We start from the raw sequence: 18,769 nt of genomic DNA, 5'->3' as shown, positions 1-18,769 counted from the left end.
CTTCTGTCGCGACGGGGTGCGTCACTCGGGATGCCCGCCGTGCCGGGCGATGAGGTCGCGGGCGGCGGGCAGGTCGTCCGGCGTGTTGAGGGTGACGATCTCGGCGGCGTGCTCGCCCTTGAGCTCCCGCTTGACCAGGCCCGCCAGGGTGCCCGCGGGCGGCAGCTCGATGATCCCGGTGACGCCCAGGTCGCGCAGCGTCCCCATGACCAGGTCCCAGCGCACCGGCGCGGTGACCTGCTGGACCAGGCGCTGCATCATCTCGCGGCCCCGCGCGACGGCGGCACCGTCGCGGTTCGACAGCAGGGTGCGGGCCGGGTCGGTGACCGTCACACCGCCGGCGACCGCGTCCAGGGCCTGCTCGGCGGGCGCCATGTACGGCGTGTGGAACGCACCGCCGACGGCGAGCGCCCGTACCCGGGTCGCGGCGGGCGGCTCGGCGCCGAACTTGGCCAGCGCGTCGAGGGCGCCGGCGGCGACGATCTGGCCGGCGCCGTTGCGGTTGGCGGGGTGCAGCCCGTGCTCCTCGATGGCGGCCACCACCGCGTCGGCGTCGCCGCCGAGGACGGCGCTCATGCCGGTCGGCTCGAGGGCGCAGGCGGCGGCCATCTCCCGGCCCCGGACCCCGGCGAGGGTGATCGCGGCCTCGGGCGGGAAGACCCCGGCGAGGGCGGCGGCGCCGAGCTCGCCGACGCTGTGGCCGGCGACGACGGCGACGTCCTGCATCGGCAGGTGGTCACCGGCGAGCAGCGCGGCGGCGACGAGCAGGGGCTGGGTGCGCGCGGTGTCCTTGATCTCGTCGGGGCCGGCCTCGGTGCCGAGGTGGATCAGGTCGACGCCGGCGAGCACGGAGAACCACCGGAGCCGGGCCTGGGCGCCCGGGAGTTCCAGCCATGGGGAGAGGAAGCCGGGCTTCTGGGAACCCTGGCCGGGCGACAATACGGCGAGCACGTCTTCGACTCTCCCGGATGAGGGCGGGTTCCGCGGTTGCTGCCGGAGACCAAACCCTACGATCGGCGTTGTGGGGTTCCTACAAACCACCCCCAGGTTTGCCCCGATACGTGGGTATTTAAAGGGGCTTCCGTCACCCCCGCGAGGCTGCCTCGTTGGCGTGATCTAGCTCGCAGGATCGAGCCGCCCGATGGTCAGCGCCATCCGGAGGGCGAACGCGTCACGCCCGTCCAGCGGGGACAAACCGGTCACTTCGGCGACGCGTTTGAGGCGGTATCGCACCGTGTTGGGATGCACGTACAGCTCCCGCGCCGCGCTCTCCAGCACACCGCCGGTGGCGAAGAAGGCGTCGAGGGTCTCCAGCAGGCCGCCGCCCGCCCGGGACAGCGCCCCGTATGCGTCGTGCTTGAGCGCCCGCCGGGCCTCGGTGTCGCCGGCCAGCGCCCGTTCCGGCAGCAGCGCGTCGGCCGCGACCGGGTTCGGGGCGCCCGGCCACGCCGGCGCGGCCCGGAAACCGGCGAGGGCGGCGCGGGCCGATTCGGTGGCATGATCCAGCGACGGTACGGCCGGGCCCACCACGATCGGACCCTCCCCGAAGGCGCCGGCGAGCTGATCGGCGATCGCCATCGGATCCGCGGCGCCGCCCATCACCACCACCAGCCGGTCGCCGTGCACCCCGCCGATCACCTCGACCCGGGCGCGCCGGGCGGCCCGGTAGACCGTGTGCAGCACAGCGGTGTGGTCGCCGCCGGGGGAGCGCCCGACCACCACCGCCACGGGTGGGGCGTCGGCCCAGCCCAAGGCGGCGGCGCGGCTGGCGAGCACGTCGGAGGAGTCGCCCCGCAGCAGGGCGTCGACCAGGAGTGCCTGCAGCCGGGCGTCCCAGGCGCCCCGGGACTCGGCGGCGCGGGCGTACACCCGGGCGGCGGAGAAGGCGATCTCGCGCGAGAACTTGAGGATGGCCTCGGTGAGGGCCCCCTCCTCGCCGGCGGCGGCCAGGTGGGCGACCTCCGACTCGGCGACGTCGATGGTGACCTTGATCAGCTGGACGGTCTGGGTCAGCGTGATCGATCGGGCGAGGGCCCGGGGTGCGGCGGCGAAGACCTCGTCGGAGATCTCCTGGGTGCCGGCCGCGGTGCCGCCCGAGCGCAGCCATTCGACCAGCGACCGCACGCCGGCCTGGGCGACGAGCATCACCCAGGAGCGCTGGTCGGCGGGGAGGGCGCGGAACCACGGCAGCGTCTCGTCCATCCGAGCGACACTTGCGGAGGCCAGAGCGCCGGCACTGCGCTCGACGCGGCGCAGGGTGGCGGCGAGGGGCGGCCGTTTCGCCGTACCCCCGGACTTGCCCTGCTCTGCCACCCGACCAGCATGTCAGGGCCGTGCCGGGCCGGTGCCGCCGGCCGGATCCCTGGGTGCTTTGGGATTTTTGTCCGTAATAGCGGTGCGCCTTCACCGCGATTCCGGTCGGTGACCTGGCAGGGTGTCGTCCTAGCACCGCGCGGACCGCGTGCCCGCGAGGGTCAACCCGGGCCCCGCGGTGCCGATCAGACACGGGTACCGGCGACCGGGCGGAAGGAGGCAGGAGTGACGGACCACGAGGGCGTACGCGCCGAGACGGAGCACGATGCCGCGGAGGAGAACCAGGCTTCCGCGTCCGACGCCGCCGTGCTCGCTGTGGCGCCGGCCGGCGACGAACCGGTCGACGATCTCCCGCACCGCGTGGGCTGCCGATCCGAGCTGCGCGGCTGGGCGGGCGCCCACCTGCACGGCGCCGTCCGCCCGCGGCGTCGCGCGGCCGGCCGGGGCCGTCCTCCCGGCCGCTGGTGCTGAGCACCGAGTCTCACCCTGGGGAGTGACTGACGGCCGTCCCGCGGCGCGTCCGGCGTCCGTACGGCCCGCCGGCCGACACGGTTAGGGCGTGGACGACAAGAGACGGCTGATCCTCGACCAGGCCCTGGCCCTCGTCGACGAACGCGGGCTGGCCGCCATGTCCATGCGGGCCGTGGCCGAACGCGTGGGGCTCACCTCGATGGCACTCTATCCGTACGTCGGCGGCAAGGACGCGCTGCTCGACGGCCTGGTCGACCTGCTCCACCTCGAGCTGGGCTCGAGGCACGGCGACGACCCGGCGGACATCGACTGGCGGCTCCGGCTCCGGGCCCTCGGACGGGCGGTACGGGCGCTGTCCCGCCGGCATCCGGGGGCGTACCCGTTGCTGCTCAACCGCCCGTCGCCGGGGAACTCGTGGCTGACCGCGGCGCTGCGGGCGACGCTGCACGACGCCGGCGTCCCGGCGGATGAGGTGCCGCGGCTGACCCGGATGATCTGTGCGTTCCTGCTCGGGTACACGACCGGCGAGATCACCGGCGGCCTGCCGCCCTCCACCGACCCTGCCACAGCTGCTGCTGCCTCCGACGAAGGACCGCCCGCGAGGGAGGCCGATGAGGAGTTCGACGCCGACCTGGACGACCTGGTCCGGCTCGTGGAGGTCACCGTCCGGGTCGCGTGACCCCCGTTCCGCGCCGCGCCGGGCCGTTCGTGGCCTATAAAGGGGCAAACGGTACGCAGGAGGCGCGATGACCGACGACTACGTGGCCCAGAGGTACGTCCATCTGCGCCGCGCCGCGTTCCTCATGTGTGGTGACTGGGAGCGGGCCGGCGAACTCGCCCGGGACACGCTCGCCCGCGCGCTGACCGATCCCGACGTCGGCGACCTGGACCTGTGGGCGTACGGGGACCTGATGGCCGCGTTCAAGCCCAGCCACGGCCGGCGCGAGCACGTCTTCGTCGCCCCGCCGGAGGCCCAGGGGGAGGCCGACGTGGACGCCGCGTTCGGTGACGTCTACACCGTGCTGGTCCTCGACGCCCTGCGCCGCCTCTCACCCAAGTGCCGGGCGGTCGTGGTGCTCCACCACTACTGCCACCTGTCGGTCAACGACACCGCGGACGTGCTCGGCATCGACGGCGGCAAGGTCACCGAGTACGAGGCGGAGGGCCTGACCGCCTTCGACGGCCTGATGCGGATCACCCGCCCGGCGGTGGCCCGATGAGTGCCGCGATGACCGCCGTCCTGGAGCGGGCGTGCGAGAGCGAGCCGCCCGTCGGCGACGCCGTCGAGGAGATCTTCCGGCGCGCGGTGAAGCTGCGTCGCTCGCGGGCCCGTACCGTCATCCTCGCCGGGCTGGTCGCGGTCGTGATCGTCATCCTGCTCGGGTACGCCCTCGCCACCGTCCTGCTGCCCGGCCCGAAGCCCCGCTCAGCCGCGGCCGTGGCGGTCGCCCAGCCCCGCCCGTCCGCGGTGCTGGACCCGGTGCTCGGCGCGCTCGCGCCCCCGGTCGACAAGAAGGGCTTCCGGATCGTCCCGCGCATGCCGTCCTCGGGCTCCGGCTGGCGCCAGTACGCGGTGATGGACGAGGACGGGCGCCCCCACGGCCTGATCGAGGTGGCCATCTTCGACGCGCCGGCCGGGCTCTGCCTGCCGGTGCTCGCGGACGAGCAGTCGTGCGCGCGTCCCGACCGCACGCGTGCCGGCATCGAGTACGCCCGCTACGCCGACACCGCGGACGTCGACTGGCAGGTGCACGAGGTGATCGCCCGCCGGGTGGTCGACGGGCGCACGGTGGCGATCCAGGCGACCGGGGAGCGCGGCACCGGCGACGCCGGCCGGGGCGAGCCGCCGCTGACCGCGCGCGAGGTGGCCGAGGCGGCGACCGATCCGCGCCTGCCGGACGGGTTCGGCCTGGGGGAGCGCTGCAACGCCCCGGCCCCGGCCTGCCCCATCTTCAAGATCCCGGTCCGCCCGGCGGGCTGAGCGGCTAGACCCGGCGGCGGATCAGGTACGCGACGCCGCCGAGGCCGGCGAGCACCACTACCAGCACCGCCCCGTTGATGAGCAGGAGCCGGCGCATCTGGCCGAGCACGTCGCTGCCGACCGCGATCGGGTCGAGCTCGCCGTTCTCGACGTCCTGGCCGATGCCGCCCCCGATGCCGCCGCTGACCACGTCCGGCTTCTCCTTGAGCGGGATGCCGCTGAGCCGCAGCGACTCCGACATGGTGAGCCGGCCGTAGAACCAGCCGGCCGCCTTCTTGCCGCTGGGCTGCTTCGCCGGCCGGTACGCCCGCGGGCCGCCTGAGGCCATCGGGTAGAGGTCGTAAAGCTGGGTGGCTTTGTCCTTGATCAGCACGGTCACCGTGTACTTGGGACCGAGCTTGTCCGCCTTGGGCTTGGTGGTCGTCGGCGCGGCGCCGGAGAGCCAGTTGACCTCGCTCAGCACCCGCTGGAACAGCTCGGGCCGCTCGGTCTGCTGGATGATGATCTTGCCGCCGGTGAACTTGCCCGCGATCTGGACGGTGGTCGGCTTGGGCGGTGCCTTCGGGGCCTCGACCGTGGAGTCCTGCCGCGGCGCGGCGTGCGCGGCCGGCGCGAGCCCGGCGCTGAGCGCCACCGCCGCGGCGAGCATGCCCGTCGCGGACACCAACCGCCTGATCGTTCCTCGAGCCACGTCCGGCCTCCCCCGCCTGCGTGATGGACCTTGCTCCGCTGCGCGCGTTCTCACAGCCTCCCCGCAGATTCGTCCGGGCGCATCCCGAGGTCGTGACCTTTGGAGCTATCCGGAATCGCTGGTGAGGATGTACGACGACTGCTGATCAGCGCGCGAATAGTACCCAGCGCGCGCAAGCCGTGGATCACCGCGTCACTCGTGCTGCTGACAGTCGTACCGGTACGACTGTCAGCGATGGCCAGCGGGTTCCGGATGCGGTATGCGCCCGCCGGGAAACCCCGGGCGGGCGCATACCGAAATGGTTACGAACGTCAGCCGAGCTTCGCGCGGGCCGCCGCCAGCCGGGCGAGGGACCGCTCCCGGCCCAAGATCTCCAGGGACTCGAAGAGCGGCAGCCCGACCGTACGCCCGGTGGTGGCCACCCGGACCGGCGCCTGGGTCTTGCCCAGCTTGAGGCCGCGCTCCTCGCCGACCCGCTCCAGGGCGGCCTTCAACGGCTCGGCCGTCCACTCGGTCAGGGCGCCGAACGCGGCCGCGGCCGCGTCGAGGATGTCGCCGGCGCCCTCCTTCATGGCCTTGGTCCAGGACTGCTCGTCGGAGACGGGCTCGTCGAGGAAGAGGAAGTCGACGTAGTCGACGATCTCGCTCAGGACCGCGATGCGGGTCTGTGCGAGCGGCGCGACGGCGGCGAAGACCGCGGAGTCGAACTTCGCCGGGTCCCACGGCGGGGCGGGGATGGTGCCGGTGCCGCCCAGCCAGGGCGCGCAGACCGCGGCGAACTCCTCGGACGACAGCGCGCGGATGTATTCGCCGTTGAACGCCCGCAGCTTCTTGACGTCGAAGAAGGCGGGGGAGTGGTTGACGTCCTCGAGGCGGAACTCCTGCACGACCGTCTCCCACGGCACGATCTCACGGTCGCCGGTGGGCGCCCAGCCGAGCAGCATGAGGTAGTTGCGCATGGCGGCGGCGAGGTAGCCCTCGTCGCGGTACGACTCCAGGGCGACCTTGTCGCGGCGCTTCGACAGCTTCTGCCGCTTCTCGTTGACGATGACCGGCACGTGCGCCCACACCGGCGGCTTCATGCCCAGCGCCTCCCAGAGCAGCTGCTGCTTGGGGGTGTTGGGCAGGTGCTCCTCGGCCCGGATGACGTGGGTGATGCCCATGGTCATGTCGTCCACGACGTTGGCGAGCAGGAAGACCGCGGAGCCGTCGCTGCGGGCGATGACGAAGTCCTCGAGCAGCTTGTTCTCGAAGGTGGGCTCACCGCGGACCAGGTCGACGACCACGGTCGCGCCCTCGTCCGGCGTACGGAAGCGCAGTGCCCGGCCCTCGCCGGGGCCGAGCGCGCGGTCACGGCAGAAACCGTCGTAGCCGGTGTGGGTGTTGCCCGAGCGGGCCACGACGTCGTCGCGGGTGCAGTCGCAGTAATAAGCGCGGCCCTCGCCGTAGAGGCGGGTGGCAGCGGCGGTGTGCTCGCTCGCGTAGGCCGACTGGAAGTAGGGGCCCTCGTAGGCGCCGCGCTCGATGCCGATCCAGTCGAGCGCCGAGATGATGCCCTCGGTCCACTCGGGACGGTTGCGGGCCGCATCGGTGTCCTCGATACGCAGGACGAAGGCGCCGCCGCTCTGCTGAGCGACGATCCAGTTCTGCAGCGCCGACCGGGCGCCGCCGACGTGGAACATTCCCGTCGGAGAAGGGGCGAAGCGTACTCGTACAGTCACGGGATCAGCCTACGGCGCGCGTCGAGACGGTTTCCGGCGGCCTTTTATCAAGGCTTATATTGACGTCTATTAGTTAATCTTCTTAAAATTTGGCGGCCACGTCCCCCACGGCGCCCCCACGCCGGAAGGAAGGTCCCATCCCCATGCCTGGAAGAAGAAGGTTCGCCTCCGCCGCAGCCGCCCTGGTCGTCGCCGCGGGCGGCTTCGCCACCGCCCTGGCGGTGCAGGGCACCTCCGAGGCGGCCGTGCTGCCGAACAACTTCAAGAGCGTCGGCTACATGCCCTCCTGGGCCGGCAGCGTGACCAGCATCCAGTACAGCAAGCTGACCCACATCAACTACGCGTTCGCGCTCCCCAACGGCAACGGCACCCTCCAGCCGATCGAGAACACCGCCAAGCTGTCCCAGCTCGTCTCGCTGGGCCACCAGAACAACGTCAAGGTCTCGCTGGCCATCGGCGGGTGGAACGACGGCAACGACTCCGGTTTCGAGTCCCTGGCGGCCGGCTCGGGCTCGCGGACGACGTTCGTCACCAGCGTCCTGAGCGTCGTCAACCAGTACGGGCTCGACGGCATCGACATCGACTGGGAATACCCCGACCCCGGCGCCTCGGGCAACAACTACACCGCGCTGATGCAGCAGCTCGGCACCGCCCTGCACAACCAGGGCAAGCTGCTGACCGCGGCGGTCGTCTCCGAGGGCGGCACGGCCAACGGCGTCCAGCCCGCCGTCTTCGGCGTCGTCGACTGGCTGAACATCATGGCGTACGACGGCGGCAGCCCGCACGCCAACTACGACTGGTCCGTCAACAGCGTCAACTTCTGGAAGGGTCGCGGCCTGCCCGCCGCCAAGGCGGTGCTCGGCGTGCCGTTCTACAGCCGGCCCGGCTACAAGACGTATGCCGAGATCGTCGCCGTCAACCCCGCCTTCGCCAACCAGGACTGCGCCACGATCAGCGGCGTCAACGAGTGCTACAACGGCCTGCCGACGATCCGGCGCAAGACCCAGTGGGCCATGGCGAACGCCGGAGGCATCATGAACTGGGAACTCTCGCAGGACGCGACCGGCGCCAACTCGCTGGTCAGCGCCATCTACGCGACCGCGACGGGCGGCACCACCCCGCCGACCGACCCGCCGTCGGGCCGCACCGGACGGATCACGGGCATCGCCGGCAAGTGCGTCGACGTCGCCGGGGCCTCGTCGGCCAACGGCACCCCGGTCCAGCTGTACGACTGCAACGGCACCGCCGCTCAGACGTGGACGGTGGGCACCGACGCCACGGTGCGCGCGCTCGGCAAGTGCCTCGACGTCACGGCGGCCGGCACGGCCAACGGCTCGCTGGTGCAGCTCTACGACTGCAACGGTACGGGCGCCCAGAAGTGGCAATCGCAGGGTGACGGCACGCTGCGCAACCCCGCAAGCGGCCGCTGCCTGGACGCCTCGAACAACAGCTCGGCCAACGGCACCCGGCTGCAGATCTGGGACTGCTTCGCCGGCGCCAACCAGCGCTGGACGCTGCCGTAAGGGTGGTCTACTTACCAGTTGACTGACCGGGTGGTGAATCCGAAGGAGCTGAGCTGCATGGGCAAGCTGGTGGCGGTGTCGTACGTGACCCTCGACGGCGTCTTCGAGGAGCCGGCCTGGAGCGGCCCCTACTTCAACGACGAGCTCGGCGCCTGGCAGGAGCGCAACCTGCACGAGACCGACGCGCTGCTGCTGGGCCGCAGGACGTACGAGGGCTTCAAGGCCGCATGGCCGCAGATGGAGGCCGCGACGGGTGAGTTCGGCAAGCGGATGAACTCGATGCCCAAGTACGTCGCCACGACGAGCCTCACCGAGCCGGAGTGGAACGCGACCTTCCTCCAGGGCGAGGTCGCCGACGCGGTGGCGAAGCTGAAGACCGAGCCCGGCAGCCTGCTCCTCAACGGCAGCGCCGACCTGCTCAACCACCTGACGCGGCACAACCTCGTCGACGAGTACCGGATCATGGTCTACCCGGTGGTCGTCGGCGAGGGCCGCAAGCTGTGGCACGACGGCACCAAGATCGCGCTGAAGCTCGCCGACACCTGGACCACCACCACCGGCGTCGAGGTCATCACCTACGTCCCGGCCTGACGGGGGTACTGAGGGATGCGCCCCCGGTTCAGGGGCGCATCCCGCACGGCTACCTCAGCTGTCGCCGCCGGTCTCGCCCACGGGCGCGGCGGTCACGTCGTCGATCGCGTACTTCTTCGCCGCCTCGGCCGGCACGTGCGACGGCACCTTGCCGCGCAGCGCCAGCTGGCGCAGCGTGGCCACGGCGACCGACTCCGCGTCCACGTGGAAGTGGCGGCGCAGCGCGTGCCGGGTGTCGCTCATGCCGAAGCCGTCGGTGCCCAGCGACGTGTAGTCGTTCGGCACCCAGCGGCTGATCAGGTCGGGCACCGCGCGCATCCAGTCGCTCACCGCGACCACCGGGCCCTCCGTGCCCTCCAGCTTGGTCTGGATGTACGGCTTGCGCGGCTGGTCGCCCGGGTGGAGCAGGTTGTGCTCCTCGGCCTCGACCGCGTCGCGGCGCAACTCCGTCCAGGAGGTCACCGACCACACGTCCGCGGCGACGCCCCAGTCCTGGGCGAGCAGCTGCTGGGCCTTGAGCGCCCACTGCACGCCGGTGCCGGAGGCGAGCAGCTGCGCCTTGGGACCCGTCGTCTCCGGTGCCGGGGCGTACCGGTAGATGCCCTTGAGCAGGCCCTCGACGTCCACGCCGGACGGTTCTGCGGGCTGCAGGATCGGCTCGTTGTAGACGGTGAGGTAGTAGAAGACGTTCTCCTGCTGCTCGCCGTACATGCGGTGCAGGCCGTTCTCGACGATGTGCGCGATCTCGAACGCGAACGCCGGGTCGTACGCGACGACGGCCGGGTTCGTCGCCGCGATCAGCATCGAGTGGCCGTCCTCGTGCTGGAGGCCCTCACCGTTGAGCGTGGTGCGCCCCGCAGTCGCGCCGAGCAGGAAGCCGCGGGTCATCTGGTCCGCCGCCGCCCACAGCTCGTCGGCGGTGCGCTGGAAGCCGAACATCGAGTAGAAGATGTACAGCGGGATCATCGGCTCGCCGTGGGTCGCGTACGCGGTGCCCGCGGCGATGAAGCTGGCGGTCGAGCCGGCCTCGTTGATGCCCTCGTGCAGGATCTGCCCGTTGGTGGCTTCCTTGTAGGACAGGAACAGCTCGCGGTCCACCGACGTGTACGTCTGGCCGTGCGGCGAGTAGATCTTCCGCGTCGGGAAGAGCGAGTCCATGCCGAACGTACGCGCCTCGTCCGGGATGATCGGCACCCAGCGGGCGCCGAACTCCTTGTCCTTCATGATGTCCTTGAGCAGGCGGACGAACGCCATCGTGGTGGCGACCTTCTGCTTGCCCGAACCCCGCTTGACGTCGCCGAACCTCGCCGACTCCGGGATTGCCAGCGGAATCGTCCTCGTCCGCCGCGACGGCAGGTAGCCGCCCAGCTCCTTGCGCCGCTCCTGGAGATACTGGATCTCGTCGGAGTCCTCGCCGGGGTGGAAGTACGGCGGGAGGTAGGGGTTCTCCTCCAGCTGCTTGTCCGGGATGTCGAGGTAGAGCCGGTCCCGGAAGCCCTTGAGGTCGTCCAGGGTCAGCTTCTTCATCTGGTGCGTGGCGTTGCGGGCCTCGAAGTGCGAGCCCAGCGTCCAGCCCTTGATCGTCTTGGCGAGGATCACGGTCGGCTGGCCGGTGTGCTCGGTGGCCGCCTTGTACGCCGCGTACAGCTTGCGGTAATCGTGGCCACCCCGCTTGAGGTTCCACACCTCGTCGTCATTCATGTGCTCGACCATCTTGCGGGTGCGCGGGTCGCGCCCGAAGAAGTTCTCCCGCACGTACGCGCCGGACTCGCCCTTGTACGTCTGGTAGTCGCCGTCGGGCGTGACGTTCATCAGGTTGACCAGCGCGCCGTCGGTGTCGGCGGCGAGCAGCGGGTCCCACTCGCGGCCCCAGACGACCTTGATGACGTTCCAGCCCGCGCCGCGGAAGAACGCCTCCAGCTCCTGGATGACCTTGCCGTTGCCGCGTACCGGGCCGTCGAGGCGCTGGAGGTTGCAGTTGACGACGAAGGTCAGGTTGTCGAGCTCCTCGCGGGCGGCCAGGCCGATCGCGCCGAGCGACTCGACCTCGTCCATCTCGCCGTCGCCCAGGAAGGCCCAGACGTGCTGCTGGCTGGTGTCCTTGATGCCGCGGTGGTGCAGGTAGCGGTTGAACCGGGCCTGGTAGATCGCGTTCAGCGGGCCGAGACCCATGCTGACCGTCGGGAACTCCCAGAAGTTCGGCATCAGCCGGGGGTGCGGGTACGACGGCAGGCTGTGCGGCGCGTGCGACAGCTCCTGGCGGAAGCCGTCGAGCTGGTCGGTGCTCAGCCGGCCCTCGAGGAACGCGCGGGCGTACATGCCGGGGGAGGCGTGGCCCTGGAAGAAGATGTGGTCGCCGCCGCCCGGGTGGTCCTTGCCGCGGAAGAAGTGGTTCATGCCGACCTCGTAGAGGCTGGCGCTCGACGCGTACGTCGAGATGTGGCCGCCGACACCGATGTCGGGTCGCTGCGCGCGGTGCACCAGCATCGCGGCGTTCCACCGGATGTACGCCCGGATCCGCCGCTCCACGAACTCGTCACCGGGGAACCAGGGCTCCTGCTCCGGCGGGATCGTGTTGATGTAGTCGGTGGAGGTCAGGGGCGGGACGCCGACCTGTCGCTCCCGGGCCCGTTCGAGCAGGCGGAGCATCACGTACCGGGCTCTCTTGGCCCCGTTCTCGTCGATGACTCCGTCGAGCGACTCGACCCACTCGCTGGTTTCCTCGGGGTCGATGTCCGGAAGCTGGCTCGGCAGGCCGTCGCTGATCACCGGGCGCTTGCGCTCCGTGGCCACAGGCATTCCTCTAGGTCGGTGTCGGGCTGTGCGCCCCATCGTGTGAACCGCACGTTAATGGCTCCATCCTGCCCCCTCCCGGTGGCTGGCGTCACGCCTACCGGTCCGCTACGCGACGCTCGACACAGGTACTGACCAGTAACTTCTGCTCAGCACTGGTCAGCCGGCCAGGAAGCTGAACCGCACCTGTCGCTGCGCGTTGTCGCCGTTCGGGTCGACGAGGCAGATCGACTGCCAGGTGCCCAGCGCGATGCGGCCGTCGATCACCGGCAGTGTCGCGTACGGGGCGATCCAGGCCGGCAGAACGTGGTCGCGGCCGTGCCCCCGCGAGCCGTGCCGGTGCCGCCACTTGTCCTCGGCGGGCAGCAGCTCGTCGATGGCGGTGAGCAGGTCGTCGTCGGAGCCGGCCCCGGTCTCGATGATCGCGACCCCGGCCGTCGCGTGCGGGACGAAGACGTGCAGCAGGCCGTCGCCGCGGCCGCGGGTGAACTCCTCGGCCTCCCGCGTGATGTCGCGCACGACGGGCCGGTCTCCGGTCCGGACGGTGATCACCGTGGTGTCCATGACCGGGAGTCTTACATGTAGAGGTCGATGACCAGGAAGGCCGTCCCCACCGCGGCGAACCACAGTGCGGAGAGCACCACCCGGCCGACGCCTGCCCACATCGCCATACGCCGAGCCGACCACGAGCCGCCGGGCGCCCGCGGCGGAACGGGCACCGGATCACCCCGTCAGGAGCCGTCGTGCGCGCGGTGGCGGGGCTGGCCATGGTCGGCAATGCTGGGTCGCGTGACCACCCCGCAGAACCTCGACGAGCGTTTCCGCGACGCCGTCGCCGCCCTGCGCCCGGGCGAGTCCCGCCGGAGCGACCCCGCCCGGCCCGGCGACGACCCGGTGCGCGACGGCTCCGCCCTCACCGCCGCCCTCGCCCGCCAGCTCTTCGACGCCCAGCTCACCAGCCGCCACCTCGACCTCGCCGCCCGCTGGCTGCGCAGCTTCAACGAGGGCTTCTACACCATCGGATCGTCCGGCCACGAGGGAAACGCCGCGGTCGCCGCCGCGCTGCGCCCCGGCGATCCGGCGCTGCTGCACTACCGGTCCGGGGCGTTCTACTGTGCCCGCGCCGCCCAGGCCGCCACACCGCCCGACGAGGACACCGACCCCCTGGTCGAGGCGGCCCGCGACGTGCTGCGGGGCGTCGTCGCGTCGGCCGCCGAACCCATCGCCGGCGGCCGGCACAAGGTCTTCGGCCGGGCCGACCTGCGGATCATCCCGGCCACCTCGACGATCGCCTCGCACCTGCCGCGGGCCGTCGGGCTCGCGTACGGGATCGCCGCGGTCCCCGGCCTGCGCGGCGCCGAGAGCCCGTGGGCCGCCGACGCCATCGCGGTCGCCTCCTTCGGCGACGCCTCGGTCAACCACGCCACCGCCACCGCCGCGCTCAACACCGTCGGCTGGCTCGACCACACGGGCCGGCGCCTGCCGCTGCTGCTCGTCTGCGAGGACAACGGGTTCGGCATCAGCGTCCCCTCACCGAAGGGCTGGGTCGCCGAGACGCTGCGCGCCCGGCCGGGACTGCGCTACTTCGCCGCGGACGGGTGCGACCTGGCGGCCGCGTACGACGCCGCCCGCGAGGCCGCCGACTGGGTCCGGGAGCAGCGCCGGCCCGCGGTGCTGCACCTGGACATGGTCCGGTTCATGGGGCACGCCGGGGCGGACGCGGAGATCGCGTACCGTCCGGCCGAGGAGATCACCCGCGACCTGGAGCGGGACCCGCTGGTCGGCACCGCCCGGCTGCTGATCGAGGGCGGTTTCGCCACCCCCGACGACCTGATCACCCGGTACGACGAGCTGGGCTGGCAGGTCCGCAAGGTGGCCGAGGAGGTCCTCGGCGAGCCCAAGCTGACCACCCCGGCCGAGATCATGGCGCCGATCGCCCCCCGCCGCCCGCTGCGCGCCGCCCGGCACGTGGCCGACGCCGCCACCCGGGCCGGCGGCGCCGGATCCGCGGCCCGCACCCAGGCCTTCGGCGGGAAGCTGCCCGAGCAGGCCGGCGCGCTCACGCTCGCCCGCACCATCAACGCCACGCTCACGGACGCGCTGCTCGGCCTGCCGGGAGCCGTCCTGTACGGCGAGGACGTGGCGGTCAAGGGCGGCGTCTACGGCGTCACCAAGAACCTGCGCGACCGCTTCGGCGCCGAGCGCGTCTTCGACACCCTCCTCGACGAGACGTCCATCCTGGGCCTGGGACTCGGGGCGGGATTGGCGGGGCTGCTCCCGATACCGGAGATCCAGTACCTCGCGTACCTGCACAACGCCGAGGACCAGCTTCGTGGTGAGGCCGCCACGATGTCCTTCTTCTCCCAGGGCGCCTTCCGGAACCCGATGGTCGTCCGGGTCGCCGGACTCGCCTACCAGGAGAACTTCGGGGGCCACTTCCACAACGACAACTCGGTGGCCGTGCTGCGTGACGTACCCGGGCTGGTCCTGGCCGTGCCCGCCCGCCCGGCCGACGCCGCGCCCATGCTCCGTTCCTGCCTGGCCGCCGCGGCGGTCGACGGGACCGTCAGCGTCTTCCTCGAGCCGATCGCGCTCTACCACACCCGCGACCTGTACCAGCCGGGCGACAACGAGTGGCTGGCGCCGTACGCGCCGCCGGGGGAGTGGTCCGCCGCCCACATCCCGATCGGCCGCGCCCGCACCTACCCGTTCGGCTCCGCCGAGGACCTCACCATCCTCACGTTCGGCAACGGGCTCCGGATGTCGCTGCGGGTCGCCGCCAAGCTCGCCACCGACGGGTACGGATCCCGCGTGGTGGACCTGCGCTGGCTCAGCCCGCTGCCGGTGGCGGACCTGGTCCGCGAGGCGTCGGCGACCGGCCGCGTCCTCATCGTCGACGAGACCCGGCGCTCGGGCGGCGTCGGCGAAGGCATCCTCGCGGCCCTGGTCGACGGCGGTTTCGTGGGCGCGGCCCGCCGGATCGCCTCCGCCGACTCGCTCGTTCCGCTCGGTCCGGCAGCGCAACAGGTCCTGATCGGGGAAGATGCCATCACACAGGGTGCCCACGCCCTGCTGGCGCGGTAAATTGCCACACACTCGGTGCGCCACTTGCGCGCAGCCTCCCGAGTGTGTGGACTACCCCCACACAATTGTCGGGAACAGCAAGGAGGAATGCGACAGTGAGCGCGACCGCTGGTCAGGCCGACGGCGTACGCAGCCTGGCGGACCGGTTCGGCCTCGAGCCGAACATGGTGGTCATGGAGATGGGCTACGACGACGATGTCGACGAGGATCTCCGTGACGCCCTGACCGAACGCGTGGGCGATTTGGTCGACGAGGACACCGACGAGGTGGTCGACGCGGTGCTGCTCTGGTACCGAGACGGCGACGGTGACCTGTTCGAACTGCTCACGGACGCACTGGGCCCGCTCGCCGAGAGCGGCGTGGTGTGGCTCCTGACCCCGAAGGCGGGCCGCGACGGCCACGTCGAACCCAGCGAGGTCAGCGAGAGCGCGCCGACGGCCGGCCTCCAGCAGACGTCCACCGTGAACGCCGGCAAGGACTGGACCGCGGCCCGGCTGGTCTCGCCCCGCGGAGCGGCGAAGAAGAAGTAACCCTCCGGTTCGGCGGCCGACCGCCGCGCGGTCTTCTGCCGCGCGGCCGTTTAGGGTGGCTAAATGCCGATCGATGTGGGAACCGCGGCCCCGAACTTCACGCTGAAGGACCAGAACAACCAGGAAGTCACCCTCACCGACTTCCGCGGCCGCAAGGCGGTGCTACTGGTCTTCTACCCCCTCGCCTTCTCCGGCACCTGCCAGGGCGAGCTGAGCGAGATCAAGGACAACCTCCCCGGGTACGCCACCAGCGACGTCCAGATCCTCACCGTGAGCGTCGACTCCGTCTACAGCCACAAGATCTGGGCGGAGCGGGAGGGCTACGACTTCCCCCTCCTCGCCGACTTCTGGCCGCACGGAGGCGTGGCACAGGCGTACGGGGTGTTCAACGACGACCGCGGCTTCGCCAACCGCGGCACCTTCCTCATCGACAAGCAGGGCGTGGTCCGCTTCGCCGAGATGAACCAGCCGGGGGAGCGCCGCGACCAGACCACCTGGCGGGAAAAGCTCGCCGAGATGCTCAAGGTAGGATGACCACTCCGGTATCCACGGAGCCGGGCGCGTAGCTCAGTGGGAGAGCACTCGCCTTACAAGCGAGGGGTCGTAGGTTCGAAACCTACCGCGCCCACCATCACAGGTGTTTGCGCATCTGCAGGGACGTGATCTCGTACCCCTCCCGCTCGTACAACCGGCGGGCACCAGCGTTCTGGCCGAAGACGTTGAGGCCGATCGACACCACCCCACGAGCCCGGCACAACTCCTCGGCCGCCCGCATGATCGCCTGCCCGTAGCCCCGGCCGCGCAGGCTCTCACCGACCTCGACGTCGTAGATGAAGGCCTCGAGGCCGGCCGCCTTGGCCGTGATGTGCAGCCACAGCAGGCCGACCTCGGTCTCGCCGTCGTACGCGTGCCAGAGGTGGTGCTCGGGGGTGCTCAGGCCCTCGGGAAGCAGACGTTGGTAGTCGGCGGCCGCCTTGTCCACCGCGTCCTGCCAGGACATCGCGCCGGACTCGGCGACTTGGCGTGCGTAGCCCTCTTCGGCGCAGGCGCGGTAGGCCGCGTACTGCGCGTCGGTCATCGGTCGGAGCTCCACGTCTGCCACGCTCGCACCCTAGTGGGCCCTCGCCGATCAGCGCTGAGCGCCCGGGTCAGGCGAAGTCGCGGTGCTTCAGCTTGGCGCGGCGGCCGTCCGGGTGGTGCCAGACGATGCCCTCGTACTGCGGGTGTGCCAGCAGCCACTCGCGCAGGCCGTCGAAGTCTCGCGGTACGTCCAGCACGTCGGCTTCGGCGTGCGGGACGAGTTCGTGGCCGCGTACCTTTTCCGGATTGCCGTTGATCTTCGGGCCGATCAGTTCGTAGGTGCCGGGGTGGCGGGGGCCCTCGGTGAGGGCCTCGGCGTGGTAGCGGGCGTACGCCGACTGGGCGATCGGCTCCCAGCCCACGGTCTTGCCCGTGACCTCGTCCGTCATCACCGGCTGATAGCCCGGCGGCCGGGTACGGCCGGGGCGGACCTCGCGTCGCGCCCACCAGACGCCGTTCTCGTCGAGCATCACGCAGGTGCCGTCGTATTTGCGGGTCGGGGTCCCTTCGCCGTCGACGACCCACCGGCAGTCCGGGTGGACGTCCGGCAGGGTGCGCTTCCGGTCGTCAGGGTCGCGGAGGAACAGCGTCGGGATCTTGTTCATGAAGGCATGATCCCATCGCCCCGAAACGAATTCGGTCGTCGATCTTCCGTGGGGTCATTCAACCGGTTCCATACTGCGGATTCCGCGGCTGGTCGAGGCCGCCACGGCGGAACCGCCGACCAGCGCGGCGAAGGTCAGGATCGCCGGCACCGGGCCGGCGGCGGTGATCAGTACGCCGGCCAGCAGCGGCGCGGTCGCCGCCACGGAGGTCGCCACCACGATGATCACGCTGACCACCCGGGCCTGGAGCCGGTCCGGCGTGATCGCCGCCTGGTGGCCGAAGAGCGCGGCGTTGGTCGACGGGCCGAGGAACACCGTCAGCGCGACCGGTACGGCGGCCGCCACACTCCCGGTGAGCAGGGCGCTCGCCGACATGAGCAGCGCGGCCACCCAGCAGATGCCACGGATCAGCAGCGGCAGCGGCATCAGCCGGTGCAGGACCGGCGCGACCAGCGCGCCGAGCAGTCCGCCGACGGCGACGACGGTCGAGACCGTACCGATGATCGCCGGGGGTACGCGGTGCGCCTGCAACGTCACGATGATCGTGAAGGTGATGCCGTGGATCGCCAGGTTGAGCGGCGCGGCGACGAGCAGGACCGACCGCAGGAAGGTGTTGCCGAAGACGAACCGGAAGCCCTCGGCCAGCGCCGCCACGTGCCCGCCCCGCCCGCCCTCCCGGCGCCCCTGCAGGGGCCGCCGCACCAGCGAGACGCCCGCCATGGACGCCAGGAACGTCACCGCATCGCCGAGGAACGGCAGCGCATGGCCCAGCCCGAACAGCAGACCGCCCAGGGGAGGACCGGCCAGGAACGTCCCGTACGACCGCGCCTCGTTGCGCGCGATCGCCGCCGGCAGCTGGCCGGGCGGCACGATGGTGCGCAGCGAGGAGTACTCCGCCGTACCGAAGAATGCATTGCCCGCGGCACCCACCACGACCACCGCGACGACCAGGGCGAGCGACGGCCGTCCGTGCCAGACGGCAAGACCGAGGATCAGGTACGCGACCAGCCGCACCGCATCACACGCCAGCATGATTCGCCGCCGGTCGAAGCGGTCGGCAAACACCCCGGCCGGCAGCCGTGTCAGCACGGTGACGACGAGCCCGACGGTCGCCACCAGCCCGGCCTGCACGGGAGAAGAAGTCAATGTCAGAAGCAGCAGGGGTACGGCGAGAGCCGAGATCGCGGTCCCGGCGTCGGACAGCGACTGACTGATCCACAGGAGGTTGAACTCCCGGTTGCGCCACAGTGTCCCCGGCGCGTCGGTCATCCATCGACTGTCGCCGGTGACTCGCGTGCTGTACAGAGCGGTGGCCGCTCGCCGGACCGGTGCGGTGTCGCTGGTGTTCCGCGGGCCGTGCGGGGCAGAGGCCGCTGGTCGTTCGCT

18 protein-coding genes and 1 tRNA gene are annotated in these 18,769 nt (G+C 71.3%); 10 read left to right on the top strand and 9 right to left on the bottom strand.

The window, feature by feature from the left end; genetic code table 11:
• Positions 1–21: 21 nt before the first annotated feature.
• Positions 22–951: an ACP S-malonyltransferase gene (locus AB0368_RS24205; RefSeq protein WP_366156227.1), complete on the bottom strand. Its 930-nt coding sequence runs from the start codon at positions 949–951 to the stop codon at positions 22–24.
• Positions 952–1,116: 165 nt separating this feature from the next.
• Complete coding sequence (locus tag AB0368_RS24200) at positions 1,117–2,313, bottom strand: helix-turn-helix domain-containing protein (protein WP_366156226.1); 1,197 nt, start codon at positions 2,311–2,313, stop codon at positions 1,117–1,119.
• 225 nt (positions 2,314–2,538) lie between these two features.
• Here AB0368_RS24200 and AB0368_RS24195 point away from each other — a divergent pair, with 225 nt between their 5' ends.
• The 4 genes from AB0368_RS24195 (at position 2,539) to AB0368_RS24180 (ending at position 4,765) form a co-directional block, all read left to right on the top strand.
• Entirely contained in the window at positions 2,539–2,784 is a 246-nt protein-coding gene (locus AB0368_RS24195) for a hypothetical protein (RefSeq protein WP_366156424.1), read from the top strand.
• A gap of 88 nt (positions 2,785–2,872) precedes the next feature.
• Positions 2,873–3,463 (top strand): TetR/AcrR family transcriptional regulator, encoded by a 591-nt coding sequence (locus tag AB0368_RS24190; protein ID WP_366156225.1) that lies wholly within the window; start codon positions 2,873–2,875, stop codon positions 3,461–3,463.
• A gap of 67 nt (positions 3,464–3,530) precedes the next feature.
• The gene (locus AB0368_RS24185; protein WP_366156224.1) at positions 3,531–4,004 is read left to right on the top strand and encodes a sigma factor-like helix-turn-helix DNA-binding protein; all 474 of its coding nucleotides are present in this window, start codon (positions 3,531–3,533) and stop codon (positions 4,002–4,004) included.
• Positions 4,001–4,765: a hypothetical protein gene (locus tag AB0368_RS24180; RefSeq protein ID WP_366156223.1), complete on the top strand. Its 765-nt coding sequence runs from the start codon at positions 4,001–4,003 to the stop codon at positions 4,763–4,765. The genes AB0368_RS24185 and AB0368_RS24180 overlap by 4 nt, the downstream gene beginning before the upstream one ends.
• A 4-nt stretch (positions 4,766–4,769) precedes the next feature.
• Here the strand turns inward: AB0368_RS24180 and AB0368_RS24175 are convergent, their stop codons facing one another.
• Positions 4,770–5,429: a hypothetical protein gene (locus AB0368_RS24175; RefSeq protein ID WP_366156413.1), complete on the bottom strand. Its 660-nt coding sequence runs from the start codon at positions 5,427–5,429 to the stop codon at positions 4,770–4,772.
• A 338-nt stretch (positions 5,430–5,767) separates the two neighbouring features.
• Positions 5,768–7,177: a glutamate--tRNA ligase gene (gene gltX / locus AB0368_RS24170; protein WP_366156222.1), complete on the bottom strand. Its 1,410-nt coding sequence runs from the start codon at positions 7,175–7,177 to the stop codon at positions 5,768–5,770.
• A gap of 143 nt (positions 7,178–7,320) precedes the next feature.
• On the opposite strand from gltX, the gene AB0368_RS24165 reads away from it, so the two are divergent.
• The gene (locus tag AB0368_RS24165) at positions 7,321–8,700 is read left to right on the top strand and encodes a glycosyl hydrolase family 18 protein (protein ID WP_366156221.1); all 1,380 of its coding nucleotides are present in this window, start codon (positions 7,321–7,323) and stop codon (positions 8,698–8,700) included.
• Between the two features lie 18 nt (positions 8,701–8,718).
• Entirely contained in the window at positions 8,719–9,291 is a 573-nt protein-coding gene (locus AB0368_RS24160; protein ID WP_366156220.1) for a dihydrofolate reductase family protein, read from the top strand.
• A gap of 54 nt (positions 9,292–9,345) precedes the next feature.
• Here the strand turns inward: AB0368_RS24160 and aceE are convergent, their stop codons facing one another.
• Together aceE and AB0368_RS24150 are read right to left on the bottom strand one after the other, a co-directional pair.
• Complete coding sequence (aceE, locus tag AB0368_RS24155; protein WP_366156219.1) at positions 9,346–12,084, bottom strand: pyruvate dehydrogenase (acetyl-transferring), homodimeric type; 2,739 nt, start codon at positions 12,082–12,084, stop codon at positions 9,346–9,348.
• 159 nt (positions 12,085–12,243) lie between these two features.
• Positions 12,244–12,648, bottom strand: a complete 405-nt coding sequence (locus AB0368_RS24150; RefSeq protein WP_366156218.1) for a YjbQ family protein — start codon at positions 12,646–12,648, stop codon at positions 12,244–12,246.
• A 213-nt stretch (positions 12,649–12,861) separates the two neighbouring features.
• Between AB0368_RS24150 and AB0368_RS24145 the strand changes: the two genes are divergently transcribed.
• From AB0368_RS24145 to AB0368_RS24130, 4 genes are all read left to right on the top strand, one after another.
• A complete protein-coding gene (locus tag AB0368_RS24145; RefSeq protein ID WP_366156217.1) occupies positions 12,862–15,168 on the top strand; it encodes a thiamine pyrophosphate-dependent enzyme in 2,307 nt (768 codons plus the stop codon).
• A 95-nt stretch (positions 15,169–15,263) separates the two neighbouring features.
• The gene (locus AB0368_RS24140; protein ID WP_366156216.1) at positions 15,264–15,698 is read left to right on the top strand and encodes a DUF3052 domain-containing protein; all 435 of its coding nucleotides are present in this window, start codon (positions 15,264–15,266) and stop codon (positions 15,696–15,698) included.
• Positions 15,699–15,761: 63 nt separating this feature from the next.
• The gene (locus tag AB0368_RS24135) at positions 15,762–16,232 is read left to right on the top strand and encodes a peroxiredoxin (RefSeq protein WP_366156215.1); all 471 of its coding nucleotides are present in this window, start codon (positions 15,762–15,764) and stop codon (positions 16,230–16,232) included.
• A gap of 22 nt (positions 16,233–16,254) precedes the next feature.
• Positions 16,255–16,329, top strand: a tRNA-Val gene (locus AB0368_RS24130).
• Here the strand turns inward: AB0368_RS24130 and AB0368_RS24125 are convergent.
• From AB0368_RS24125 to AB0368_RS24115, 3 genes are read right to left on the bottom strand one after another with little or no spacing between them, the layout of a single operon-like run.
• Positions 16,330–16,800: a GNAT family N-acetyltransferase gene (locus tag AB0368_RS24125; protein WP_366156214.1), complete on the bottom strand. Its 471-nt coding sequence runs from the start codon at positions 16,798–16,800 to the stop codon at positions 16,330–16,332. It lies immediately after the preceding tRNA gene.
• Positions 16,801–16,846: 46 nt separating this feature from the next.
• Positions 16,847–17,383 (bottom strand): DUF5565 family protein, encoded by a 537-nt coding sequence (locus AB0368_RS24120; RefSeq protein WP_366156213.1) that lies wholly within the window; start codon positions 17,381–17,383, stop codon positions 16,847–16,849.
• A 54-nt stretch (positions 17,384–17,437) separates the two neighbouring features.
• Positions 17,438–18,652 (bottom strand): MFS transporter, encoded by a 1,215-nt coding sequence (locus AB0368_RS24115; RefSeq protein ID WP_366156212.1) that lies wholly within the window; start codon positions 18,650–18,652, stop codon positions 17,438–17,440.
• Between the last annotated feature and the right edge of the window lie 117 nt (positions 18,653–18,769).

The organism is Actinoplanes sp. NPDC051475 (assembly GCF_040689425.1).
GTDB lineage: Bacteria > Actinomycetota > Actinomycetes > Mycobacteriales > Micromonosporaceae > Actinoplanes.
The sequence above is the reverse complement of the archived record's forward strand: the minus strand, read 5'-3'. Positions and strand labels throughout refer to the sequence as shown.